Annotated in this window: 20 protein-coding genes; 7 read left to right on the forward strand and 13 right to left on the reverse strand. The window is 62.3% G+C overall.

Annotated elements, in window-relative coordinates; genetic code table 11:
* Nucleotides 1–28: 28 nt before the first annotated feature.
* Entirely contained in the window at nucleotides 29–1,033 is a 1,005-nt protein-coding gene (locus CIW50_RS07720; protein ID WP_149530695.1) for a Bug family tripartite tricarboxylate transporter substrate binding protein, read from the forward strand.
* Nucleotides 1,034–1,107: 74 nt separating this feature from the next.
* On the opposite strand, the gene CIW50_RS07725 is transcribed toward CIW50_RS07720, so the two are convergent.
* The 4 genes from CIW50_RS07725 to CIW50_RS07735 form a co-directional block, all read right to left on the reverse strand.
* A complete protein-coding gene (locus CIW50_RS07725) occupies nucleotides 1,108–1,350 on the reverse strand; it encodes a DUF2171 domain-containing protein (RefSeq protein WP_149530696.1) in 243 nt (80 codons plus the stop codon).
* 83 nt (nucleotides 1,351–1,433) lie between these two features.
* On the reverse strand, nucleotides 1,434–1,589 hold the full coding sequence (locus CIW50_RS28985; protein WP_172980264.1) for a hypothetical protein: 156 nt from the start codon (nucleotides 1,587–1,589) through the stop codon (nucleotides 1,434–1,436).
* 87 nt (nucleotides 1,590–1,676) lie between these two features.
* A complete protein-coding gene (locus CIW50_RS07730; protein WP_349636739.1) occupies nucleotides 1,677–2,510 on the reverse strand; it encodes an arylamine N-acetyltransferase family protein in 834 nt (277 codons plus the stop codon).
* Between the two features lie 906 nt (nucleotides 2,511–3,416).
* Entirely contained in the window at nucleotides 3,417–4,217 is an 801-nt protein-coding gene (locus tag CIW50_RS07735; RefSeq protein WP_149530697.1) for a hotdog family protein, read from the reverse strand.
* A gap of 127 nt (nucleotides 4,218–4,344) precedes the next feature.
* Here CIW50_RS07735 and CIW50_RS07740 point away from each other — a divergent pair, with 127 nt between their 5' ends.
* The 3 genes from CIW50_RS07740 to CIW50_RS07750 all read left to right on the forward strand — a co-directional run bounded on the left by CIW50_RS07740 (nucleotide 4,345) and on the right by CIW50_RS07750 (nucleotide 7,823).
* Nucleotides 4,345–4,857, forward strand: a complete 513-nt coding sequence (locus CIW50_RS07740; protein ID WP_246664192.1) for a YaiI/YqxD family protein — start codon at nucleotides 4,345–4,347, stop codon at nucleotides 4,855–4,857.
* A gap of 9 nt (nucleotides 4,858–4,866) precedes the next feature.
* On the forward strand, nucleotides 4,867–6,681 hold the full coding sequence (locus tag CIW50_RS07745; RefSeq protein WP_149530698.1) for an ABC-F family ATP-binding cassette domain-containing protein: 1,815 nt from the start codon (nucleotides 4,867–4,869) through the stop codon (nucleotides 6,679–6,681).
* A gap of 62 nt (nucleotides 6,682–6,743) precedes the next feature.
* Nucleotides 6,744–7,823, forward strand: a complete 1,080-nt coding sequence (locus tag CIW50_RS07750) for a D-TA family PLP-dependent enzyme (RefSeq protein ID WP_149530699.1) — start codon at nucleotides 6,744–6,746, stop codon at nucleotides 7,821–7,823.
* On the opposite strand, the gene CIW50_RS07755 is transcribed toward CIW50_RS07750, so the two are convergent.
* The 9 genes from CIW50_RS07755 to CIW50_RS07795 all read right to left on the reverse strand — a co-directional run bounded on the left by CIW50_RS07755 (nucleotide 7,820) and on the right by CIW50_RS07795 (nucleotide 17,916).
* Nucleotides 7,820–9,040, reverse strand: a complete 1,221-nt coding sequence (locus CIW50_RS07755; protein ID WP_502707395.1) for a BaiN/RdsA family NAD(P)/FAD-dependent oxidoreductase — start codon at nucleotides 9,038–9,040, stop codon at nucleotides 7,820–7,822. The two genes, CIW50_RS07750 and CIW50_RS07755, sit on opposite strands and share 4 nt — an antisense overlap.
* A gap of 39 nt (nucleotides 9,041–9,079) precedes the next feature.
* Entirely contained in the window at nucleotides 9,080–9,997 is a 918-nt protein-coding gene (locus CIW50_RS07760; RefSeq protein WP_149530701.1) for an SDR family NAD(P)-dependent oxidoreductase, read from the reverse strand.
* 12 nt (nucleotides 9,998–10,009) lie between these two features.
* A complete protein-coding gene (locus CIW50_RS07765) occupies nucleotides 10,010–10,471 on the reverse strand; it encodes a MaoC family dehydratase (protein WP_149530702.1) in 462 nt (153 codons plus the stop codon).
* An 89-nt stretch (nucleotides 10,472–10,560) separates the two neighbouring features.
* Nucleotides 10,561–12,300: an AMP-binding protein gene (locus CIW50_RS07770; RefSeq protein ID WP_149530703.1), complete on the reverse strand. Its 1,740-nt coding sequence runs from the start codon at nucleotides 12,298–12,300 to the stop codon at nucleotides 10,561–10,563.
* A gap of 14 nt (nucleotides 12,301–12,314) precedes the next feature.
* Nucleotides 12,315–13,202 (reverse strand): 3-hydroxyisobutyrate dehydrogenase, encoded by an 888-nt coding sequence (gene mmsB / locus CIW50_RS07775; RefSeq protein WP_149530704.1) that lies wholly within the window; start codon nucleotides 13,200–13,202, stop codon nucleotides 12,315–12,317.
* 82 nt (nucleotides 13,203–13,284) lie between these two features.
* On the reverse strand, nucleotides 13,285–14,355 hold the full coding sequence (locus CIW50_RS07780; RefSeq protein WP_246664193.1) for an enoyl-CoA hydratase/isomerase family protein: 1,071 nt from the start codon (nucleotides 14,353–14,355) through the stop codon (nucleotides 13,285–13,287).
* The gene (locus CIW50_RS07785; RefSeq protein WP_149530705.1) at nucleotides 14,352–15,497 is read right to left on the reverse strand and encodes an isobutyryl-CoA dehydrogenase; all 1,146 of its coding nucleotides are present in this window, start codon (nucleotides 15,495–15,497) and stop codon (nucleotides 14,352–14,354) included. Before CIW50_RS07785 ends, CIW50_RS07780 begins: the two co-directional genes overlap by 4 nt.
* A gap of 87 nt (nucleotides 15,498–15,584) precedes the next feature.
* On the reverse strand, nucleotides 15,585–17,081 hold the full coding sequence (locus tag CIW50_RS07790) for a CoA-acylating methylmalonate-semialdehyde dehydrogenase (protein ID WP_149530706.1): 1,497 nt from the start codon (nucleotides 17,079–17,081) through the stop codon (nucleotides 15,585–15,587).
* 154 nt (nucleotides 17,082–17,235) lie between these two features.
* Nucleotides 17,236–17,916: a TetR/AcrR family transcriptional regulator gene (locus tag CIW50_RS07795; protein WP_149530707.1), complete on the reverse strand. Its 681-nt coding sequence runs from the start codon at nucleotides 17,914–17,916 to the stop codon at nucleotides 17,236–17,238.
* A gap of 165 nt (nucleotides 17,917–18,081) precedes the next feature.
* Between CIW50_RS07795 and CIW50_RS07800 the strand changes: the two genes are divergently transcribed.
* From CIW50_RS07800 to CIW50_RS07810, 3 genes are all read left to right on the forward strand, one after another.
* On the forward strand, nucleotides 18,082–18,852 hold the full coding sequence (locus tag CIW50_RS07800) for an enoyl-CoA hydratase (protein WP_149530708.1): 771 nt from the start codon (nucleotides 18,082–18,084) through the stop codon (nucleotides 18,850–18,852).
* A 123-nt stretch (nucleotides 18,853–18,975) separates the two neighbouring features.
* Nucleotides 18,976–20,169 carry an acetyl-CoA C-acyltransferase gene (locus tag CIW50_RS07805; RefSeq protein ID WP_149530709.1) on the forward strand — a complete coding sequence of 398 codons (1,194 nt, stop codon included), beginning with the start codon at nucleotides 18,976–18,978 and terminating at the stop codon, nucleotides 20,167–20,169.
* A 74-nt stretch (nucleotides 20,170–20,243) separates the two neighbouring features.
* Nucleotides 20,244–21,527, forward strand: a complete 1,284-nt coding sequence (locus CIW50_RS07810; protein ID WP_149530710.1) for an MFS transporter — start codon at nucleotides 20,244–20,246, stop codon at nucleotides 21,525–21,527.
* The last annotated feature ends 5 nt before the right edge of the window (nucleotides 21,528–21,532 follow it).

The raw sequence follows: 21,532 nt of genomic DNA on the forward strand, positions 1-21,532 counted from the left end.
AAAACGACACCATCGAGGGGAAGAAACCATGACCAGACTCATCACCCGCCGCAGCGTGCTGACCGGCGCGGCCGCGATCACCAGCGCCGCGATCCTGCCGCGCGCCAGCCTCGGCGCCGGCGAATGGAAGCCCACTGAGACCGTCCGCGTCATCGTGCCCGCCGCAGCCGGCGGCTCCACCGACGTGATGGGCCGTATGCTCGCCGCGCATCTACAGCCGGTGTGGGGCCAGTCGGTGGTGGTGGAAAATCGCTCAGGCGGCGGCGGCACCATCGGCACCGCCGAAGTCGCGCGCCTCAAGGGCGATGGCCACACCATCCTGGTCGGCAATCCCGGCCCCAACGCCATCGCCTACAGCATCTTCAAGAACTTGACCTACAAGAGCGATCAGTTGCAGGCGGTCTCCAACATGATCAAGATTCCGAACATCGTCTGCGCGCATCCAAGCGTGCCGATCAAGACGATCCCGGAACTGATCGCCTATATCAAGGCCAATCCGGATAAGCTGAACTATGGCTCGTCGGGCGTCGGCCAGAGCCCGCATCTCACCGGCGCATGGTGGCTCCAGCTCACCGGATTGAAGATGCAGCACGTCCCATTCCGCGGCGCGGGCCCTGCGCTGCAGGCGGCCCTCGCTGGCGACATCCAGATCCTGTTCGACAATCTCTATCCGTCGCTGCCGCAGGTGCTTGACGGCAAACTCACCGGCCTCGCCGTCACCACGCAGCAGCGCAACGCGCAGGCGCCAAACGTCCCGGCAATGCGCGAGACCGCGCCCGAGCTGGAGAAGTTCGACGTCGCGTCATGGTTCGGCGTATTCTATCCGAAGAACACACCTACCGAAGCCGTGACCTCGCTCAATGAGCAGATCAAGGTTCTGCTCGGTACCGATGCGACCAAGAAGACCATCGCCGCCATGGGCGCCGTGTCAGACTACGGCACGCCCCAGCAGTACCAGACCTTCGTCGAGGCTGAGACGGCCAAGTTCAAGACCATCATCGACAAGGAAGGACTGCAGATGGAGGTGAAGTGAGGCGCGCCTCACCTCGCTCCATGTGAGTGATCTGAGCGAAAACCCCGCGGTTCACACCGCGGGGTTTTTCCGTCTTACTTCTCTTCTTCCATGGCAAAGGCGACGTCGCCATTGGCTGACAGCCGCACCTTGTCGCCCTCCACTTCGGCGACCAGACCGCCATCGATAAAGTGATGATGACCCTTGTGGCTGCCCTCGCCGCTATCCTTCTTGGTCAGCTTGATGCGATTACCCTCGACCTTGTCGACAGTGCCGACATGGACGCCGTCGGCGCCAATCACTTCCATATGTTCCCGAATTTTACTGAGCGCGCTCATGTCATGTCCTTCCGATGTGGGGAACACTAAACGTGCGGCTGCCCGATAGGTTCAATCGCAAGACGACGAGATCAGCGACCCGGTCATGCGCCCTTGTTAATCTTCTTGATCTTGGCGTCCTGCGCCTCGATCGCCAGCGTCAATTCCATGATCGCCTTGGACAGCAGCTCGGTGGCTTCCTTCTGATCCTGCGACTTGGCGGCGCGTAGCGCATAGTTCTTGGCGGATGACAGCGACATTTGACGGCCCTCGTGATAATCTCGAGGCGAATTAGCCGAACGCGTCATTCGCCGCAACCGGGGCGGAATGGTGGGATTTCGCTGCGGTCAACGGAGCTCCGCGTTTGCGGTGATGACCGCGAATATCTCGTCAGCGGAGGCCGGCGGCGTGACACCGAAGGTCTCTTCGAGAACCTGCTGCAACTCCGCAGCGCTGCCGAGCACGCGCTCAGACACCGGTTCGCCGCCAGATCCCTCCGTGATCAGGTGGCGATTGACCAGTTTATGACGCCGGTCGCTGCTGACGCGCTCCATCACCAGCGTCGAGGTGAAGGGCACGAAGGGACTGGTCGATGTGTACCAGTTGCCGAGTTCGTAATCCGATGGAAGCTGAGGCGCGAGGTCAAACACATACATCGTGCGCCAGCTGTCCGCCCGCTTCGCACTCAGCGACAACAGGCCATCGGCTTCGGTCAGCCGATAGGTCCCCATCGCCGTTTGCTGCTCGGTACCCGTGAAGAGCCGCAGAGGTGCATCGAGCACGCAGGCGCCAAAGCCAACATCGGCGAGATACGGCCCGTCCGGAAGATCGACCTTCAGGATCATGTGCGTCCTGGGCCCCAGCGGACTGTCCGGCGGCGCATTCCATCGCACCCGCCCGCCCAAGCCTGTGACCTTGAAACCGATCGCAGTGAGCGCAGCCCGCAGCATCCCGTTCAGCTCATAGCAATAGCCTCCGCGCCGGCCGTCGATGAGTTTGTGCTGCAATGACGCCATATCCAGCTTGACCGGAAGACCCAGCAACGGATTGAGGCCTTCGAACGGAAGCGCATCGACCTGCGCCGCGTGAATGGCTCTCAGGGTAGCCAGATCCGGCGCAACCGGTCCGTCAAAGCCGATCCGCGCGAGATAGCGATCCAGCCGAAAAACATCCGTCATCATTTCTGCCTCTTCATCATCTCGCCCCTGACATAGCCCATCCGACAGCAGCGGGCGACAATGTACCGCCCGAGCTGTCATTCCGGGGCGCGGCCGGCACTGGCCGGACGCAAACCTCAGCCACTCCAATTGGAGTGGCGGGGAATGAAAGCTTGGGCACCCAAACATTTTTTCCTATCTTCTAGTTGACAGTATCCCCATATGGATTATGTTCCTTCCGTCCTGCCCCACCGAGAGGGGTGATCGCGATCGTCACGTTCGCGGGGTGGGATGCGGTGGACGCCGGAGATGCGGCGTCACGGGAGATGTGGGTGACGGCTGTCTTGCGGCAGGCCGAATCGTCTGTGGTCAGGATACCACTGGGACAGGCGGCACGGTTTGTCTTGAGATGGAAGAAACCTGCAGATCACGTGACGGACGACCAAGTCAAAACGCGTTCGGCTTACTCGCTTGAGGCACCCTGTCCCTTCGCCTTGGGACTGTAATTTTGGTGATGGAATCGTTCGACAGAACCGTTCGCCATGGCAAAGCGCAAGCAACCGAAAAAACACCGCATGCGGAACGCTGGGCACTTGCCCTGCGCCTCCGAAAGTCCTGATGCATAACCTTGCGGAAGACCGCATCGGCATCAGGCCCAAGGGTGCAACGGGCACCCGGCGTTCCGCACGCCCTCTCACAGGGGGCGGGAATGCAAACCACGACGGCGCCCCCGCGCCGTAAATAATGGGGGCGATGACGCATGTCTGAAGCACCGTGGCTGTTTGACAGTTGAATCTGCGATGGCGCGACGGCGCCATCCCCGGCGCATGCCGCGTATCCACGCCTTGACGCAAGCGAAGGAAGGCGTGGATGGCCGGAACATCTAGCGAAGCTCGCTTCGCTAGATGTTCCGGCCATGACGAGCCTCGCTTACGCCGCCACGACCTCGCGCGGCTGAGTGATCGCGATATGCTGGCAATGCGCGACGGGTGTTGTGCCATTGGCCACGATGAGCGCATCGAGCTCGACGAAGCGATGCCCCTTTTTCTCGTAATTGGCGGTCACCCGCGCGCGCGCAATCAATTCGTCATCGGTGTTCGCGGTCGCCAGCAGCTGCATCCTGCTGCCGACGTGAATCCACGGCCCGAGCAGTGCATTGTCCACCAGCACCTTGTTCATGATCCGCTGCAGCACGCCGGGATGCACGATCCCCTCGCGCAGATACCGATCGTCGGCCTCGCGAACCTCACCCAGATATTCGGCAAGTCCATCTTCCGGCCAGACCCGCGGCGCGGTGCCGAGCCACTTGTCCAGCGCATAGGATTCGGCATTGACGGGGAGCCGCGCGGCGACCGCCGCCGTGTCCGGAAAGTCCTGCAGCAACGGCACCACCGGGAAGGCCGTCAGCGACGCCGTGCCGGTCGCACGAATCTCACCGCCGCCCTCAACACTCAGCGCGAGCCCCTCGCCGGCTTCCTCGGCGATCACCTCGACGGTCTCGCCGTCATAGACCGGCTTGGTGAATCGGGCCTCGATCAGGCCCCGTTCGAGGAAATCCCGGCCCCAATGCTGGACCGGCGGGTGGATCATATAGGCCAGCACGTCGACGCCGGGCACCAGACCGCCGCTGAAGCCGAATTTTCGGGCAACAGAATCGTCATGCATCTTGTTTTCGGACTGTTTGGCCGTGTTAAAGGCCTCGACACGGTATGGTTCGAGCCGCTTTGTCATGATTCCTCCCGAAAACTGCGCGAAATTGAGTGTTCGCATTGGCGGGAGATGATACCCGTCACCATGTTCGAGGCAAGGCGACCGGCGGGGAACTGTCCCGCGTCAGCGCCGCATCGCCCACCCGCAAATGACTGCCTTTTTCCGGAACTTCGATCCCTTGAGCATGCGAATCTACATCGACGCCGACGCCTGCCCGGTCAAAGACGAGATTTACCGCGTCGCCGCCCGCTTCAGCCTGCCCGTCACCGTTGTGGCCGGGAACTTCATCCGCATCCCGCAGGATCCGTTGATCGACATGGTGTCCGCTGGCGCCGGCATGGATGCAGCCGACGACTGGATTGCGGAACGCGCCCGGAAGGGCGATATCGTGGTCACAGCCGATATTCCGCTGGCCAGCCGCTGCGTCAAAGCGGGCGCCGCGGTGATCGCGCCCAACGGCAAACCGTTCACAGAACAATCCATCGGGATGACGCTCGCGGTACGCAACCTGATGACCGATCTGCGGTCATCGGGCGAAATCACCGGTGGTCCCAAATCATTCGCGCCGCGCGACCGCTCGGCGTTCCTGTCGGCCTTGGATCAAACCATCCGCCGCATCCAGCGCGACCCGGCCTTTGCGCCCGCGCCGAAACAAAGTTGAACTGACCTTATGGCTCCTCCGCTTATCCAGCTCAAAGATATCTTTCTGACTTTCGGTGGCACGCCGCTGCTCGACGGCGTCGAACTCTCGGTGTCGCAGGGCGAGCGCGTCTGCCTGATCGGCCGCAACGGCTCCGGCAAATCGACGCTCCTGAAGATCGTTGCCGGCATTGTCGACAACGACAAGGGCAGCCGCTTCGTGCAGCCCGGCGCCACCGTGCAATATCTGCCGCAGGAGCCGGACTTCTCCGGCTATGCGACGACACTCGCTTATGTCGAAGCCGGCATGCATGACGGCGACAACATCTACCAGGCGCAGTATCTGCTCGAGCAACTCGGCCTCACCGGCCACGAAGATCCGAACAATCTCTCAGGCGGTGAAGCGCGCCGGACGGCGCTGGCCCGCGTGCTGGCGCCCGAGCCCGACATCCTGCTGCTCGACGAACCGACCAACCATCTCGATCTGACGACGATCGAGTGGCTCGAAGGCGAACTGGCGAGTCGTCGTTGTGCGCTGGTGCTGATCAGCCATGACCGCCGCTTCCTCAGCAATCTGTCGCGCTCGACCGCCTGGCTCGACCGCGGCCAAATCCGCCAGATCGACAAGGGCTTCAGCGCGTTCGAGGAGTGGCGCGACGACGTGCTCGCCGAGGAAGAGCGCGACCAGCACAAACTCGACCGCAAGATCGTCAATGAAGAACACTGGCTGCGCCACGGCGTCTCCGGCCGCCGCAAGCGCAACGTCAAGCGCCTCGCCGGCTTGCACGAGTTGCGCGCGCAGCGCCGCGATTATCGCGGCGCCACCGGCAATGCATCGCTCGCCGCTGCCGAAGCCGAAAAGTCCGGCAAGCTGATCTTCGAGGCCAAGAACATCTCGCGCACTTACGGCGACCGCAAGATCGTCGATGACTTCTCGATCCGGGTGCAGCGTGGCGATCGCATCGGTGTGGTCGGTCCGAACGGTGCGGGCAAGACCACGATGATCAACATGCTGACCGGCGCCGAACCGCCGGATTCCGGCACCGTCCGCTTCGGCGCCAATATCGAGATGGCGACGCTGGACCAGCATCGCGAAAGCCTCAACCCGAAGACCACGCTGGCGGAAGCGCTGACGGGCGGACGCGGCGACCACGTGATGGTCAACGGCCAGCCCAAGCATGTGGTCGGCTACATGAAGGACTTCCTGTTCGGCCAGGAGCAGATGCGCACGCCGCTCGAAGTGCTGTCCGGTGGTGAACGCGGCCGCCTGATGCTGGCGCGCGCGCTGGCCAAGCCGTCCAACGTGCTTGTGCTGGACGAACCGACCAACGATCTCGATCTCGAAACCCTCGACGTGCTCGAGGAAATGCTCAGCGACTATCCGGGCACCGTGATCCTGATCAGCCATGACCGCGACTTCCTCGACCGCGTCGTCACCTCAGTGATCGTGCCGGAAGGCGACGGCAAGTGGATGGAATATGCCGGCGGCTATACAGACATGCTGGCGCAGCGCGGCGCCGATCTGAAGCGCGAGGCGAAGACCGAGGCCGTTGCCGCCAGAAGCAACGGCAACGGCAAGTCGGACTCGTCCAAGCCTGCCGCCAAGCGCAAGCTGAACTTCAAGGACAAGCACGCGCTGGAAACCCTGCCGAAGGCGATGGACAACCTGCGGTCCGAAATCGCCAAGCAGCAGCGCCATCTCGACGATCCCAATCTCTACAAGAAGGATCGCAAGAAGTTCGATACCGCAACCGCTGCACTCTCGAAGGCGCAGAAGGACTTGCAGGACTCGGAAGAGCAATGGCTGGAGCTGGAAATGCTCCGCGAAGAGATCGAGAACGCATAGCGCGTGTTCCGCAAAAGTGGGAGCCGGTTTTGCGATCAGAACACGCGCAGGAGAATAACAAAATGACCACATCGCTCGCCGCCAAGATTGCCCGCGACTACGGCACGCCTGCCCTCGTTATCGACATGGACCGCGTCGAGCGCAACATCGCGCGTATCCAGAAGATCTGCGACGATGCCGGCGTTGCCAACCGGCCGCATATCAAGACGCATAAGAGCCCGGTGATCGCGAAGATGCAGATCGAGGCGGGCGCCAAAGGCATCACCTGCCAGAAGCTTGGTGAGGCCGAGATCATGGCCGATGCCGGGATCGACGACATCCTGATCAGCTACAACCTGCTCGGCGACGAGAAGATGGCGCGGCTCGGCGCACTGCAGGCAAAAGCCAATGTCACCGTGGCTGCCGACAATTCTGTTGTCATCGGCGACCTGCCGAAAGCCGCGGCGCTGTCCGGCCGCAATGTCAACGTCGTCGTCGAATGCGATACCGGCCGCAAGCGCGCCGGCGTCGAGACACCCGCCGAGGCGATTGCGCTCGCTAAGGAGATAGCCGCCTCGAAGGGTCTGAATTTCGCGGGCTTCATGCTGTATCCGACCGAAACCGGCTGGCCCGACGCTCAGAAATTCTACGATGAAGCACTGGCCGGCGTTCGCGCGCTTGGCCTTGAGCCGACCATCGTCTCCACTGGCGGCACACCGAACCTCGCCAATGTCGGCAAGCTGAAAGGCGCCACCGAACATCGCTTCGGCACCTATGTCTACAACGACCGGATGCAGGTCGCCGCCGGCTCCGCCACCTGGGACGACTGCGCTCTCAACGTCTATTCGACCGTGGTCAGCCGCGCCGGCCCGGAACGCGGTATTCTCGATGCCGGCTCAAAGACGCTGACGCCCGACACCGGCGGCCTCGATGGCTACGGCCTGATCCTTGAACACCCCGAGGCGAAGATCGCGCGCTTCGCCGAGGAGCACGGCTTCCTCGATCTCGGACGCAGCAACACCCGCCCGAATGTCGGTGACGTCGTTCGCATCGTGCCGAACCATGTCTGCGTGGTCGTCAACATGTTCGATGAAGTGGTGATGGTGCGCGGTGACGAGATCATCGGCACGCTGCCGATCGCCGCGCGCGGCAAACTGCGCTAGCGCGCCAGCCAGCGCAGTATACCCTCACCGGCCGCTGCGCCCGTCGCAAACGATGCCTGCAGCAGATAGCCGCCGGTCGGCGCTTCCCAGTCCAGCATCTCGCCCGCGACGAAAGTCCCGGGCAAGCGCTTCAGCATGAAGGCGTCGTCGACCTCATCGAACGAGATACCTCCAGCCGTCGAAATCGCGCGCGCGATGGGCGCAACGCCATTGAGCGTCACCGGCACGGCATTGATCAGCGTCGCCAATTTCTCCGGCGAGAGCGACGCCAGTTGAAGCCCCTCCGCGACGGCGACTTCCTGCAACAACCCAATCGCCACCGGCGACAGATGGATAGCCTTGCGCAGGAAATTGGAGAACGACTGCTTGCCGCGCGAAGCCGCCAGCTTCGCTGCCAGTTCGCCCGCGTCGAGATCGGGTCGCAGAGCAATCTTCAGCGTAGCCTTGCCGTCCGCGATGACGGCCTCACGCAACACCGACGACAGCGCATAGATGCCGCCGCCCTCAATGCCGGCGCGCGTCACCATCGCCTCGCCGCGCACCCTGTGTGCACCGAATGACAGCGCAACGCTCTTCAGCGGCTGGCCTTCGAAACGGTCCTTGAAGATTTCCGACCACGCGACCGTAAAACCGGAATTCGCCGGCCGCAGCGGCGCGACGCTGACGCCCCTTGCAGCCAGCTCATCGACCCATGCACCGTCAGAGCCAAGCCGCGGCCAGCTTGCACCGCCAAGTGCCAGCACAGCACTCTCGGAGGCGATCGCCTGCGCGCCGTTCGGAGTCTGAAATGTCAAACGACCTTCGCCGTCCCATCCGGTCCAGCGCTGACGAAAGGCAAACCGCACGCCGCTCTCGTCCAGCCGCCGCAACCACGCACGCAGCAGCGGCGATGCCTTGAAGGCCTGAGGAAACACCCGGCCGCTGGAGCCGACAAAGGTCGGCTGCCCCAGCGCGTCGCTCCACTCACGCAAAGCCGTCGGTGTAAAAGCCGCGATCGACGGCGCAAGCCGGGCCTCTGCTGCGCCATAGCGCTTAAGGAATTCCGGCAACGGCTCGCTATGGGTGAGATTGAGCCCGCCGCGTCCGGCCATCAGGAACTTGCGGCCAGCCGACGGCATCGCATCATAGACCGTGACGGCAGCGCCGCCACGGCTGAGAACCTCGGCCGCCATCAGCCCCGCAGGACCTGCGCCAATGACCGCAACTTGGTTCTTCACAGGCTCAGTCACGGTCACACGCGGTGATGAAGCAAGCGATCAGGCTTTCACGCCCAATCGTGTGGCAGCCTGCTCGACATACTTCTGGGTCTGGTGGAAAGCGCCGTCCAGCGCCTTGGCTTTGGACATATCACTAATCTCCGCGAAATGCGCGGCAATCGTGTCCGGGCTCCAGTCAGCTTCAGCGAAATTGACACCTTCGCTTTCCAGAATCCTGATGACTGCAAAGGAGCCTGCACCGGCACCCATGATCGTCTTGGTCGGCGCATTTTCGCTCAGCAGATATTCGACTGCCGGCGTGATCGCCTCGGGCTTCATCAGTTGCAGTGCCTGCGCCGGCAGGAGTTCCTCGGTCATCCGCGTGGCCGCCGTCGGCGACACGATGTTGACGCGGATATCAGTCTTGCGGCCTTCCTCGGCGAGCACATTCATCAGGCCGACCATGCCGGTCTTGGCAGCACCATAATTGGCCTGGCCGAAATTGCCGTACAGACCCGACGACGACGTGGTGAGAACGATACGGCCGTAATTGCGCGCGCGCATGCCTTCCCACACGGCCTTGCAGCAGTAGAAGGTGCCGGTGAGATGCACGTCCAATACCTTGGCAAAATCGGCGACCTCCATCTTGGCGAACGACTTGTCACGGAGGATGCCGGCATTGGCACACATCAGATCGACGCTGCCCCAATCCTTGGTGGCCTTGTGGACCATCGCCGTGACCTGTTCGAAATTCGACACATCCGCGCCATCGGCCATCGCCGTGCCGCCGGCCGCGCGGATTTCCTCGACCACAGTTTCCGCTGCAGTCAGCGAACCGCCGGTACCATCGCGCGCACCGCCGAAATCGTTGACGACGACCTTGGCACCGAGCTTCGCGAGGCCGAGCGCATGGGCGCGGCCCAGTCCATTACCGGCGCCGGTGACGATGGCGACGCGGCCGTCAAACCTGATGGTCATGATGCATGCTCCTCAATTGAAATAGACAAGGCCGAGCCAGTCGGCGACCAATGCCGGCTTGCTCTCGCCTTCGATCTCGACGCTCACGGCAGTGCGTGTGAACAATTCCTTCGGCTTGCGCAATGTCGCCTCGGTCAACGTGAAGCGGCCGCGGATGCGCGACCCAGCTTTGACCGGCGACACGAAGCGAATCTTGTCGGTACCGTAATTGACGCCCATGGCGACGTCGGCGAGCTGCGGCAACGCCTCGTAGGAGAACACCGAGAGCATCGACATGGTCAGAAAGCCGTGCGCGATGGTCGAGCCGAACGGCGTCGCTGCCGCACGCGCGGGATCGACATGGATGAACTGAAAATCCTCCGTCGCCGCGGCGAACGCATCAATGCGCTTCTGGTCCATGACATGCCAAGGCGACACGCCGACGTCCTTGCCCACCATGGCGATATAGGCATCACGTTCGATCAACACGCTCATTCAATCCTCATTGTTTGCGCGCACATTCCACAACAGGCAGGCCACAGCCAAGCGAAATTGTGCGCTGCAGCCATGCAAAGCGCGCCAAATTACCGCTCCGAATCGGGCGTACCCGCCGCACGGGCGGTCTGCAATTGCGGGAAATCTTCTTCGCGAAACTCGACGCCGCGGAGTGGATCGTTGCGATCGTTGGCATGTTCGAGCCGGCGCAGATGGACCCTGCGAATCTTGCCCGAAATCGTCTTCGGCAATTCACTGACGAATTCGATACGTCGGATGCGCTTGAACGGCGCCAGCCGGACCTGCAGATGCTCGTAGATAGACAAAGCCGTCTCCGCCGACGGCTTGGCATCGCCGACCAGCAGCACATAGGCCTTGGGGATGGCCAGGCGGATCGGATCGGGGCTCGGCACAATGGCGGCTTCAGCCACGGCGTCATGTTCAAGCAGGATGCTCTCCAGTTCGAACGGGCTGATGCGATAGTCCGACGATTTGAACACGTCGTCGGAGCGGCCGACAAAAGTGAGATAGCCGTCGTCATCGACAAACACCACGTCACCGCTGCGATAGGCGTCGCCGCTCGCGCCGCTGACGCTGCCGTCATCGGCCTGATAGCCCTGCATCAGCCCTGCAGGACGATCGGCGCCGAGCAGCAGGCTGACCTCGCCCTCCTTGGCCGGATTGCCGTCAGCATCGATGACGCGCACGTTGTAGCCCGGCAGCGGCCGGCCCATGGAGCCGACCTTGACGGCCTGCCCCGGCGAATTGCCGGCCAGTGCGGTGGTCTCGGTCTGGCCGTAGCCGTCGCGAATAGTCAGGCCCCAGGCGCTCTTCACCTGATCGATGACTTCCGGGTTGAGCGGCTCGCCGGCACCGCAGACTTCGCGCAGCGCCACCTTGAAGGTGGCGAGCTTCTCCTGAATGAACAGCCGCCACACCGTCGGCGGCGCGCAGAGCGTGCTCACGCCACAACGGCCGATGGTGGCAAGCAGGCCCTTGGCGTCGAAGCGCGGTTGGTTGACCACAAACACAGTCGCGCCGGCGTTCCACGGCGCGAAGAAACAGCTCCAGGCGTGCTTGGCCCAGCCCGGTGAAGAGATGTTCAGATGGATGTCGCCCGGTTGCAGCCCGATCCAGAACATGGTCGAGAGCCCACCGACCGGATAGCTGCGCTGGCTATGCCGCACCAGCTTGGGCTTGGCCGTCGTGCCAGAGGTGAAATAGAGCAGCATGGGATCGTCGGCTCTGGTCGCGCCATCCGGCGTAAACGTCTCGGGGAAATCGGCAGCACTCTCGAAAGCGAGCCAACCATCCTGCTTTGTGCCAACAACAATGCGGACCAGATCACTGACGCCGTGCAGGCCCGCGAATTTCGCGACCTGATCCTGCGAGGCCACCACCGTCTTTGCACGCCCGCGATCGAGCCGATCCTGCAATTCATCCGGCGTCAGCAACGTGGTCGCGGGAATGATGACAACGCCCAGCTTGATCGCTGCCAGCATGGTCTCCCACAGCGGCACCACATTGCCGAGCAGCAGCAACAGATGATCGCCGCGCTTCAGCCCCTGTGCGCGCAGGAAATTCGCGACCTGATTGGAGCGCCGTGACAGCGTCTCGAACGACAGTTTCGTTTCGCGATTGGCAGCAGCATCGACGATCCACAGCGCCGTGCCTGCCTTGCTCGCGGGATCGCTGGCGAGTTCGGCATCGAACCAATCAAGCGCCCAGTTGAAATCGACCGGATCTGGCCAGCGAAAGCCGGCAACGGCTGTGTCGTAGTCGGTGCGATGTTCGAGGAGGAAGGCGCGGGCTTGCTTGAACGTCGTCATGCCAACGCCCTCCGCTATTTCGGCATCAAATGCCTAAGGTGATGAATGATCCCGGAGAAGTCATCTCCGCCGTGACCTTCCTTCTCATAGGTCTCATAGATGCTCTCGGCATGCGCTCCGAGCGGCGTCTTGGCGCCGGCGGCCTTGGCGGCTTCCTGCGACAGCCTGAGATCCTTGAGCATCAGCGCCGCGGCAAAGCCCGGCTTGTATTCATTGTTGGCCGGCGATGTCGGCACGGGTCCGGGCACCGGGCAATAGGTGGTCAGCGACCAGCACTGGCCCGACGAGGTCGAGGCCACATCGAACAGCGCCTGATGCGACAGGCCGAGCTTCTCGGCGAGCACGAAAGCCTCGCTGACGCCGATCATCGAGATGCCGAGGATCATGTTGTTGCAGATCTTCGCCGCCTGCCCCGCGCCGGCATCGCCGCAATGGACGATCTTTTTGCCCATGGCTTCGAGGATCGGCTTGGCTGACGCGAACGCCTTGGCATCGCCACCGGCCATGAAGGTCAGCGTCGCGCCCTTGGCGCCGCCGGTGCCTCCAGAGACGGGCGCATCGATCGATGGCAGCTTCTGCGCAGCCGCCAGTTCATGCGCCTTGCGGGCGCTCTCCACGTCGATGGTCGAGCAGTCGATCAGCAGTGCGCCTTTGCTTGCTGCGGGAATGACCTCGCTCCAGACCGAGACTACGTGCTTGCCGGCCGGCAACATGGTGATGATGACCTCGGCACCTTTCACGGCATCGACCGCCTTGTCAGCGATGGTCAGCCCATCAGCCTTGGCCTGCGCGCGGGACGCCTCAACGAGGTCGAAACCGGTGACCTTGTGGCCCGCCTTGACCAGATTGGCGGCCATCGGGCCACCCATATTGCCGAGACCGATGAATGCAATGCTGGTCATGTCCTGCCCTCGTGATCGTTTGTTTGTCTTTAAAGCCTGATGAAAACGGCGAAATCCAACTTTCGTTCAGAACGCTCGACCTTCAGAAGGTCAGCTCAACATCCCGTTTGGCCAGATAGCGCGCGACTATCTCCGGCGTCACGCCCTTGAGATCCGGCGGCTGCCATTTCGGATTGCGGTCCTTGTCGATGATCGCCGCACGCACACCTTCGACGAAGTCTTGGCTGTCGAACACTTCGAGCGCCGCGAGATATTCGCGCGACAGACATTCCTCGAGCGAATTCGACGCGCGCGCGAGCCGCAGCAGCTTCAGGGTAACCTTGAGCCCCCGCGGCGACTTGTCGGACATGGCCTTGAGCGTCTTCAGCGCGAAATCCGAACCGTTCTGCTCAAGCGCAGCCGCAATCTCCTCGACGCTGTCATGGGCGAAAGCGCGATCGATCAGCGCACGCTGCGCCGTGACAGGACCGGTTTGTTCCGGAGCTGCAAACTTCTTGAGTGTCGTCATCACCGACGCTGCATCGGCGCCCGCCGACAGCTTTGTCAGCGCCTCGCGCAATGTCGGCCAATTGACGGTATCGATCAGGACGTCCGCCATATGTGCAGCAAGCGCATCGGCACCATTTGCCGTCAGTCCGGTCAGACCGAAATAAGCGCCGAGTTCGCCCGGCGCGCGCGACAGCAGCCAGGTGCCGCCGACGTCAGGAAAGAAGCCAAGACCGACTTCCGGCATCGCCATCCTCGTCTTCTCCGTGACGATGCGATGGCTGGCATGACCGGCGAGACCGACGCCGCCACCCATCACGAAGCCATCCATATAGGCCACATAGGGCTTCGGGAATTTCGCGATCCGTGCGTTGACGATGTATTCCTCACGCCAGAAGATCTTCCCAAGATCGCCTTTCACCTTGGCGCTCTCATAGAGACCACGGATGTCGCCGCCGGCACACAATCCGCGCTCGCCAGCACCTTCGAGAATGATCAATGCGACCTTCGGATCTGCCTCGAATGCATCGAGCGCCGTGGCGATTTCGCGGGTCATCTCCAGCGTCAGGGCATTCAGCGCCTTCGGACGGTTCAGACGGATCACACCGGCTGCGCCTTCGCGAGCTACAATCAGGTCGCCGGTCTCGGCCATTACGTCCGAACTCATCGTGCGCCCTCGATCAACTTGCGCGACACGATCAGCCGCATGATTTCATTGGTGCCCTCAAGGATCTGGTGCACCCGCAAATCACGCACGATCTTCTCGATACCGTATTCGGCGAGATAGCCGTAGCCGCCATGCAGTTGCAACGCATCGTTGGCGACCTCGAAACCGATATCGGTGCCAAAGCGCTTGGCCATCGCACAGAGCATGCCGGCATCGGCATCCTTGCGGTCGAGTGCCGCCGCCGCCCGCCACAGGAAGGTACGTGCGGCTTCCAGTTCGGTCGCCATGTCGGCGATACGAAACTGCAGCGCCTGGAATTCATCGAGCCGTTTGCCGAACGCCTTGCGCTCTTTCATGTAGCTGAGCGATTTGTCGAGTGCAGACTGCGCGCCACCGAGCGAACACGCTGCAATGTTGAGGCGGCCGCCGTCGAGGCCGGCCATGGCGATCTTGAAGCCGATGCCTTCGTCTCCGAGTCGGTTGGCGATCGGCACACGGCAATTTTCGAAGATCACCGCGCGGGTTGATTGCGCGTTCCAGCCCATCTTGCGTTCGTTATTGCCGAACGACAGACCGGGCGTGCCGGCTTCCACCACGATGGTGGAGACGCCACCGGCGCCCTCGCCACCGGTGCGGACCATCACGACATAGACGTCGGTATCGCCAGCGCCGGAGATGAACTGTTTCTGGCCATTGAGAACGTAATGATCGCCATCGACGACGGCGCGGGTGCGCAGCGCCGCTGCGTCCGATCCCGAGCCCGGTTCAGTCAGACAATAGCTCGCCAGCAGCTCCATCGTGCAGAGACGCGGCAGCCACTTCTGGCGCTGTGTCTCATTCCCATAGGAGTCGATCATCCACGACGCCATGTTGTGGATCGAGATGAAGGCCGAGGTGGTTGGGCAACCGGTCGCCAGCGCTTCGAAGATCAGCGCGGCATCGAAACGTGTCAGCGCCGAGCCGCCCACATCGTCACGGATGTAGATGCCGCCCATGCCGAGCAATGCGGCCTCGCGCATCACCTCTTTGGGAAAATGCTTCTCCTCGTCCCATTTAAGCGCAAAGGGAGCGATCTTTTCCGCAGCAAATTCGCGCGCCATGTCGCGAACGGCGGTCTGTTCCTCATCGAGAGCGAATTGCATCACGCCCTTCTTGTTGATTTGTGATCAGTGGAAAATGAAACGGCCCGGTTCACCACATGTGAGGTGCGCCGGGCCGCTTGTATCGTCTTACTTCATCAACGGGATCGAGAACTCGGCACCTTCCTTGACGCCCGATGGCCAGCGCGCGGTCACCGTCTTGGTCTTGGTGTAGAAGCGGATCGAGTCCGGACCATGCTGGTTGAGATCGCCGAAGCCGGACTTCTTCCAGCCACCGAAGGTGTAATAGGCGATCGGCACCGGGATCGGCACGTTGATGCCGACCATGCCGACATTGACCTTGGCGGCAAAGTCGCGCGCTGCGTCGCCGTCGCGGGTGAAGATTGCGACACCGTTGCCGTAGTCATGATCCGACGGCAGCGCGAGGGCTTCCTCGTAATCGTGGGCACGCACCACCGACAGCACGGGCCCGAAGATCTCTTCCTTGTAGATGCGCATGTCCTTGGTGACATTGTCGAACAGACAGCCACCCATATAGAAGCCGTTCTCGTAGCCCTGCATCTTGAAGCCGCGGCCATCGACGGCGAGCGTGGCGCCTTCCTTGATGCCGATATCGACGTAGTTCTTGACGCGGTCGACGGCTTCCTTGGTCACCAGCGGGCCGAAGTCGGCCGACGGATCCACGGAGGTGCCGATCTTCAGGCTCTCCACCCGCGGGATCAGTTTTTCCATCAGGCGATCGGCAGTCGTCTTGCCGACAGGCACAGCCACCGAGATCGCCATGCAGCGCTCGCCTGCCGAGCCGTAGCCGGCGCCGATCAGCGCATCGACGGTCTGGTCCATATCCGCATCGGGCATGATGATGGCGTGGTTCTTGGCGCCGCCAAAGCACTGCGCGCGCTTGCCGGTCGCAGCGGCGCGCTCGTAGATGTACTGAGCGATCGGCGACGAGCCGACGAAGCCGACGGCCTTGATGTCTTCGTCGTCGAGGATCGCATCGACGGCTTCCTTGTCGCCATTGACGACGTTCAAAATGCCCGGCGGCAAGCCGGCCTCGATCATCAATGCGGCGAGCATCATCGGCACGCCCGGATCGCGCTCGGACGGCTTGAGGATAAAAGCGTTGCCGCAGGCGATCGCCGGGCCGAATTTCCACATCGGAATCATCGCCGGGAAGTTGAACGGCGTAATGCCGGCCACGACACCGAGCGCTTGGCGCATTGAATAGATGTCAATGCCCGGGCCGGCGCCTTCGGTGTACTCGCCCTTCATCAGGTGTGGAATGCCACAGGCGAATTCGATCACTTCCAGGCCGCGCTGAATGTCACCCTTGGCGTCAGGCACGGTTTTGCCATGCTCACGCGCCAGGCAATCGGCCAGTTTGTCGTAGTCGCGATTGGCGATCTCGAGGAACTTCATCAGCACGCGGGCGCGGCGCTGCGGGTTGGTATTGCCCCAGGCGACCTGCGCTTCGGCGGCGTTGAGGACAGCCGCGCGCATTTCCGCTTTGCTGGCCAGTGCAACCTTGGCCTGAACCTCGCCGGTCATCGGCTCGAAGACGTCAGCAAAACGTCCGGATTTGCCCTCGACCTCACGGCCGCCGATGAAATGTCCGATCGTGCGCATGCGTTTCCTCCTGGAAGCCAAATTTGGCCCGATGTTGATCAGGCTTTTTGGTGTTTGGAAAGGCCCTGCGCGCGCGGCGGATTTGCGAAATTGCGGGCTCGCCGCCCGTCAAAATGTCACCGCAGCGACAATGTCCCAGGCGGCGCCTCCATCGTCAGCTCCTGGCGGAGGAGGCAACTTTGGTCGCAGCCTTTTTCGCGGTCGGCTTTCTCGGCGTCGTCTTGGGGGATGCAGCTTTGGACGCCGCAGGCTTCGGCGCTGCAGCACGCTCCAGAACGGCTTCGCGGCCTGCGCTCAGGAGCTCCTCGGACAAGTCACCATTGCCCGCGACACGGGCCAGCACGACGCTACCCATCATGGTGGCAAGCGCCGCCATCGCATGTTTGCGCGCCGACTTGCTCGGTCCGCCGTGAAATTGCTCGGACATCATCTCGATCATCTGATCGAGCTTGGCTGCAAAGGCCTTGCGGGTCTTCGGGCTTTCGCGGGCGATCTCCGCGCCGAGCGCCGGGACAGCACAGCCATGGCCGGGATTGTCGCGGTGTTGTGGCGACAGATAGGAGGCCACGAACGTTGCCAGACGCTGGTCCGGAGCCGCCTGGCCGGCCAATTGGCGCCAGCGATCAGTCGAGCGGTCCATCGCATAGGCGAAGGCTTCGATCACCAGCGCTTCGCGCGAATCGAAATGCGCGTAGAAGCCGCCATGGGTGAGACCCGCATCCTTCATGAGATCGGCCACGCCGATGCCATGCGCGCCCTTTTCGCGCAGACGCACCGATGCCTTCTTCACGATCCGCGCATGCGTCTCAAGCTTGTGTTCCTTGGAATAGCGCATCAGCGGTCCATTCAAGAGAAATAAATGATGTCGATCATATTACTTGCACTGCTCCACACGTGCAACGTGCGTTTGGCCGCAGGTCTTGACAACAACGCAATTTGCCGCGGAATTGGTACGACAAGACCGGCGATCCACGCCGGCCACAAGGGACGAGACGATTTCATGCATATGCTCAATCCCCACTGCGGCGTCGAACGTGACCCGCGAGGTATAGTTCGGCTGACGATCTGCAATGCCGGCTCACTCAATATTCTCAATTCAGCCGCAATCAAGGGCGTTCGCGAGGGCATCGAGGTATTGGCCACGGAACGTTCCATTCGCGCGCTGGTCATCGCCGGTCAGAGCGAAAAGAGCATGATTGGCGGCGCCGATATCAAGGAAATGGCAACGCTGGATCAGGCCTCCGCGGAGAAATTTATCTCTGGCCTGCGCGACCTCTGCGAAGCCGCGCGCGCGTTCCCCGCGCCGGTGATCGCCCGCATCCCGGGCTGGTGTCTCGGCGGCGGGTTGGAATTCGCTGCCGCCTGCGATTTCCGTATCGCGGCGCACGACTCGAAATATGCCATGCCCGAGGTCAGGGTCGGTATCCCTTCGGTCATCCACGCCGCTCTGCTGCCGCGCCTGATCGGTTGGGGCCGTGCGCGCTGGCTCATCATGACCGCCGCCACGATCGATGCACCGACAGCGCTGAACTGGGGTCTGGTCGACGTGGTCGCCGCCGAAGGCGCGCTCGATGCGGAAGTCGAGAAGACCATTGATTCCATACTGGAGTGTGGTCCCGAGGCCATGCGATCTCAAAAAGCCTTGCTGAAACAGTGGGAAGAACTGCCGTTGAAGGAATCGATCAATCTCAGCGTCGGCGTATTCGGCGAGGCCTATCTGACCGGCGAGCCACAGCGACTGATGCAGGGCTTCATCAATCGCAAGCGCTAGCCCCCTCATCTCGCGAGATTTTTTGCCACAACAAATTTCGGTTCGGCGGCGTTGCATATCTCGCAACGCATCATATGATGAGTATCATCTTAATGATCCGCGCTTGCGCGAGGGAACACCGTCATGCCCGCCTCCGATCCTGTTGTCATCGTGTCCGCAACCCGCACGCCGCTCGGCCGCTTCCAGGGCGAGCTGTCGTCTTTCTCGGGCCACAAACTCGGCAGCCACGTCATCGGTGCCGCCGTGGCACGGGCCAAGCTGACACCCGACCGCATCGATGAAGTCTTCATGGGCTGCGTGCTTCCGGCTGGCCAGGGCCAGGCTCCAGCGAGACAGGCAGCACGCGGCGCCAAACTGCCGGACGCGACCGGAGCCACCACGATCAACAAGGTCTGTGGCTCGGGCATGAAGGCCACCATGCTGGCACATGACATTATCCATGCCGGATCTGCGGAGATCGTCGTCTCCGGCGGCATGGAGAGCATGACCAATGCGCCCTATCTGCTGCAGAAGGCGCGTGGCGGCTACCGCGTCGGCCATGATCGCATCATCGATCACATGCTGATGGATGGGCTTGAGGATGCGTATGAGGTGGGCCGCTCGATGGGTGACTTCGGCGAAGCCACCGCTGAGGCCTATCAGTTCACGCGTGGAGATCAGGACGCCTATGCGATTGAGACGCTAACCCGCGCGCGGAAGGCGGTGGAGAGCGGCGCGTTCAGGGCCGAAATAACGCCGCTGACCGTCGTCGAGAAGACCGGTTCGCGCGAAATCGCTAATGACGAACATCCCCTGAAGGTCGATCCTGCCAAGATTCCCAATCTCAAGCCAGCCTTCCGCAGCAATGGCACCATCACGCCCGCGGCCTCCTCAGCCAATGCCGACGGCGCGGCAGCTCTGGTGTTAGCCAAGCGATCTCTCGTGGACCGCGACGGTCTCCCCTCCCTCGCCGTCATCCACGGCCATGCCACCCATAGCCAGGAGCCACAGTGGTTCACCACCGCGCCAATCCCCGCGATCCGCAAGCTGCTCGATAAAGTGGGCTGGAGCGTCGGCGATGTCGACCTGTTCGAGATCAATGAAGCCTTCGCCGTGGTGCCGATGGCCGCGCAACGCGATCTCGGAATTCCCCGCGACAAACTCAATGTCAATGGTGGCGCCTGCGCCCTCGGCCATCCGATCGGTGCGACCGGCGCGCGGCTGATTGTGACGCTGTTGCACGCGCTCGAAGCCAGAGGCCTGCAACGCGGCGTCGCGGCGCTGTGCATCGGCGGCGGTGAAGCGACTGCGATCGCCATCGAACGCATCATTCACTGATACCCCTTTCCCAGTTATGATCGTCGCGGCGATGATCGTCGCGACGTCCATTCTCATTGATTGCAGGAATACCGATGATTTCCGGATGGCTCTCGACTGCCCTCGCCCGCCGTAACATCCACTATGGATGGGCGATGATCGCCGTAACCTTCGTGACAGCACTTGTCAGCGCCGCGGCGGTGGGAGCGCCCGGCGTGTTCATCGTGCCGCTACAAAAAGAATTCGGCTGGAGCACCGCCGAGATTTCCTCGGCCATGTCGATCCGCTTCGTATTGTTTGGATTGATGGCGCCATTCGCAGCAGCACTGATGAACCGCTACGGTCTGCGGAACGTCACGCTCATGGCCCTGCTCGTTGTCGCCGCAAGCCTCATATTGTCCCTCGGGATGACGCAGGTCTGGCAACTGATGGCGCTTTGGGGCGTCGCAGTCGGAATCGGCACTGGCATGACCGCGCTCGTCCTCGGCGCTACAGTCGCAGCGCGCTGGTTCAGCGCACGCCGTGGTCTTGTCGTCGGCATCCTCACAGCGAGCGCAGCGACCGGTCAGCTGATCTTCCTGCCGATCCTCGCCAGCATCACCGAGCACAGCAACTGGCGCTGGGCACTGGCGCTTATGTGCGTGATGCTGGCGGTAGCCGCTCTCGGCGTGCTGCTGGTGATGCGCGATCGTCCAAGCGACCTTGGCATTCGCCCCTATGGAGATACCGGCACCGAACCGCTGGTGGCTCCGGCACCAAACACCTCGCCGATAATGGCCGCGGCACTTGGCGCGCTGCGCGATGCAGCCCAGACGAAGGTATTCTGGATCCTGTTCGCCACGTTCTTCATCTGTGGCGCCAGCACAAACGGATTGGTTCAGGTTCACCTCATTCCAATGTGCCTGGATTTCGGCATCCCGCAGATTCAGGCGGCCGGGCTGCTTGCGGCTATGGGCGTGTTCGATTTCGTCGGCACCATCGCATCGGGCTGGCTGTCGGATCGCTATGACAATCGTTACCTGCTGTTCTGGTATTATGGCCTGCGTGGCCTCTCGCTGCTGGCGTTGCCGTTCACCGACTTCTCGTTCTATGGTCTGTCGCTCTTCGCGCTGTTCTATGGCCTGGACTGGATCGCCACCGTGCCGCCGACCGTGCGCCTCACCGCATCCAAGTTCGGTCCCGAACGCGCGGGTCTGGTGTTCGGCTGGATCTTCGCCGGCCATCAGTTAGGCGCGGCAACGGCGGCATTCGGCGCTGGCCTGTCGCGCACGGTACTGCTCAGCTATCTGCCTGCCTTTTTCGCGGCAGGTGCGCTATGTATTATTGCAGCGCTGATCGTGCTGGCGATTTCAAAAGACAAGAAGGTCGCGACCGCCTGATCCCC

This window comes from Tardiphaga sp. P9-11 (assembly GCF_008329525.1).
Classification (GTDB): Bacteria; Pseudomonadota; Alphaproteobacteria; order Rhizobiales; family Xanthobacteraceae; genus Tardiphaga.

Bases quoted from the DNA above. Each gene is read 5' to 3' on its own strand.
- CIW50_RS28985 (WP_172980264.1), bottom strand. From the start codon at position 1,589: ATGTCGCTGTCATCCGCCAAGAACTATGCGCTACGCGCCGCCAAGTCG.
- CIW50_RS07785 (WP_149530705.1), bottom strand. From the start codon at position 15,497: ATGCAATTCGCTCTCGATGAGGAACAGACCGCCGTTCGCGACATGGCG.
- CIW50_RS07735 (WP_149530697.1), bottom strand. From the start codon at position 4,217: ATGACAAAGCGGCTCGAACCATACCGTGTCGAGGCCTTTAACACGGCC.
- CIW50_RS07760 (WP_149530701.1), bottom strand. From the start codon at position 9,997: ATGACCATCAGGTTTGACGGCCGCGTCGCCATCGTCACCGGCGCCGGT.
- mmsB (WP_149530704.1), bottom strand. From the start codon at position 13,202: ATGACCAGCATTGCATTCATCGGTCTCGGCAATATGGGTGGCCCGATG.
- CIW50_RS07765 (WP_149530702.1), bottom strand. From the start codon at position 10,471: ATGAGCGTGTTGATCGAACGTGATGCCTATATCGCCATGGTGGGCAAG.
- CIW50_RS07800 (WP_149530708.1), top strand. From the start codon at position 18,082: ATGCATATGCTCAATCCCCACTGCGGCGTCGAACGTGACCCGCGAGGT.
- CIW50_RS07795 (WP_149530707.1), bottom strand. From the start codon at position 17,916: ATGCGCTATTCCAAGGAACACAAGCTTGAGACGCATGCGCGGATCGTG.
- CIW50_RS07805 (WP_149530709.1), top strand. From the start codon at position 18,976: ATGCCCGCCTCCGATCCTGTTGTCATCGTGTCCGCAACCCGCACGCCG.
- CIW50_RS07780 (WP_246664193.1), bottom strand. From the start codon at position 14,355: ATGAGTTCGGACGTAATGGCCGAGACCGGCGACCTGATTGTAGCTCGC.
- CIW50_RS07740 (WP_246664192.1), top strand. From the start codon at position 4,345: ATGACTGCCTTTTTCCGGAACTTCGATCCCTTGAGCATGCGAATCTAC.
- CIW50_RS07770 (WP_149530703.1), bottom strand. From the start codon at position 12,300: ATGACGACGTTCAAGCAAGCCCGCGCCTTCCTCCTCGAACATCGCACC.
- CIW50_RS07810 (WP_149530710.1), top strand. From the start codon at position 20,244: ATGATTTCCGGATGGCTCTCGACTGCCCTCGCCCGCCGTAACATCCAC.
- CIW50_RS07790 (WP_149530706.1), bottom strand. From the start codon at position 17,081: ATGCGCACGATCGGACATTTCATCGGCGGCCGTGAGGTCGAGGGCAAA.
- CIW50_RS07750 (WP_149530699.1), top strand. From the start codon at position 6,744: ATGACCACATCGCTCGCCGCCAAGATTGCCCGCGACTACGGCACGCCT.
- CIW50_RS07730 (WP_349636739.1), bottom strand. From the start codon at position 2,510: ATGATGACGGATGTTTTTCGGCTGGATCGCTATCTCGCGCGGATCGGC.
- CIW50_RS07720 (WP_149530695.1), top strand. From the start codon at position 29: ATGACCAGACTCATCACCCGCCGCAGCGTGCTGACCGGCGCGGCCGCG.
- CIW50_RS07745 (WP_149530698.1), top strand. From the start codon at position 4,867: ATGGCTCCTCCGCTTATCCAGCTCAAAGATATCTTTCTGACTTTCGGT.
- CIW50_RS07725 (WP_149530696.1), bottom strand. From the start codon at position 1,350: ATGAGCGCGCTCAGTAAAATTCGGGAACATATGGAAGTGATTGGCGCC.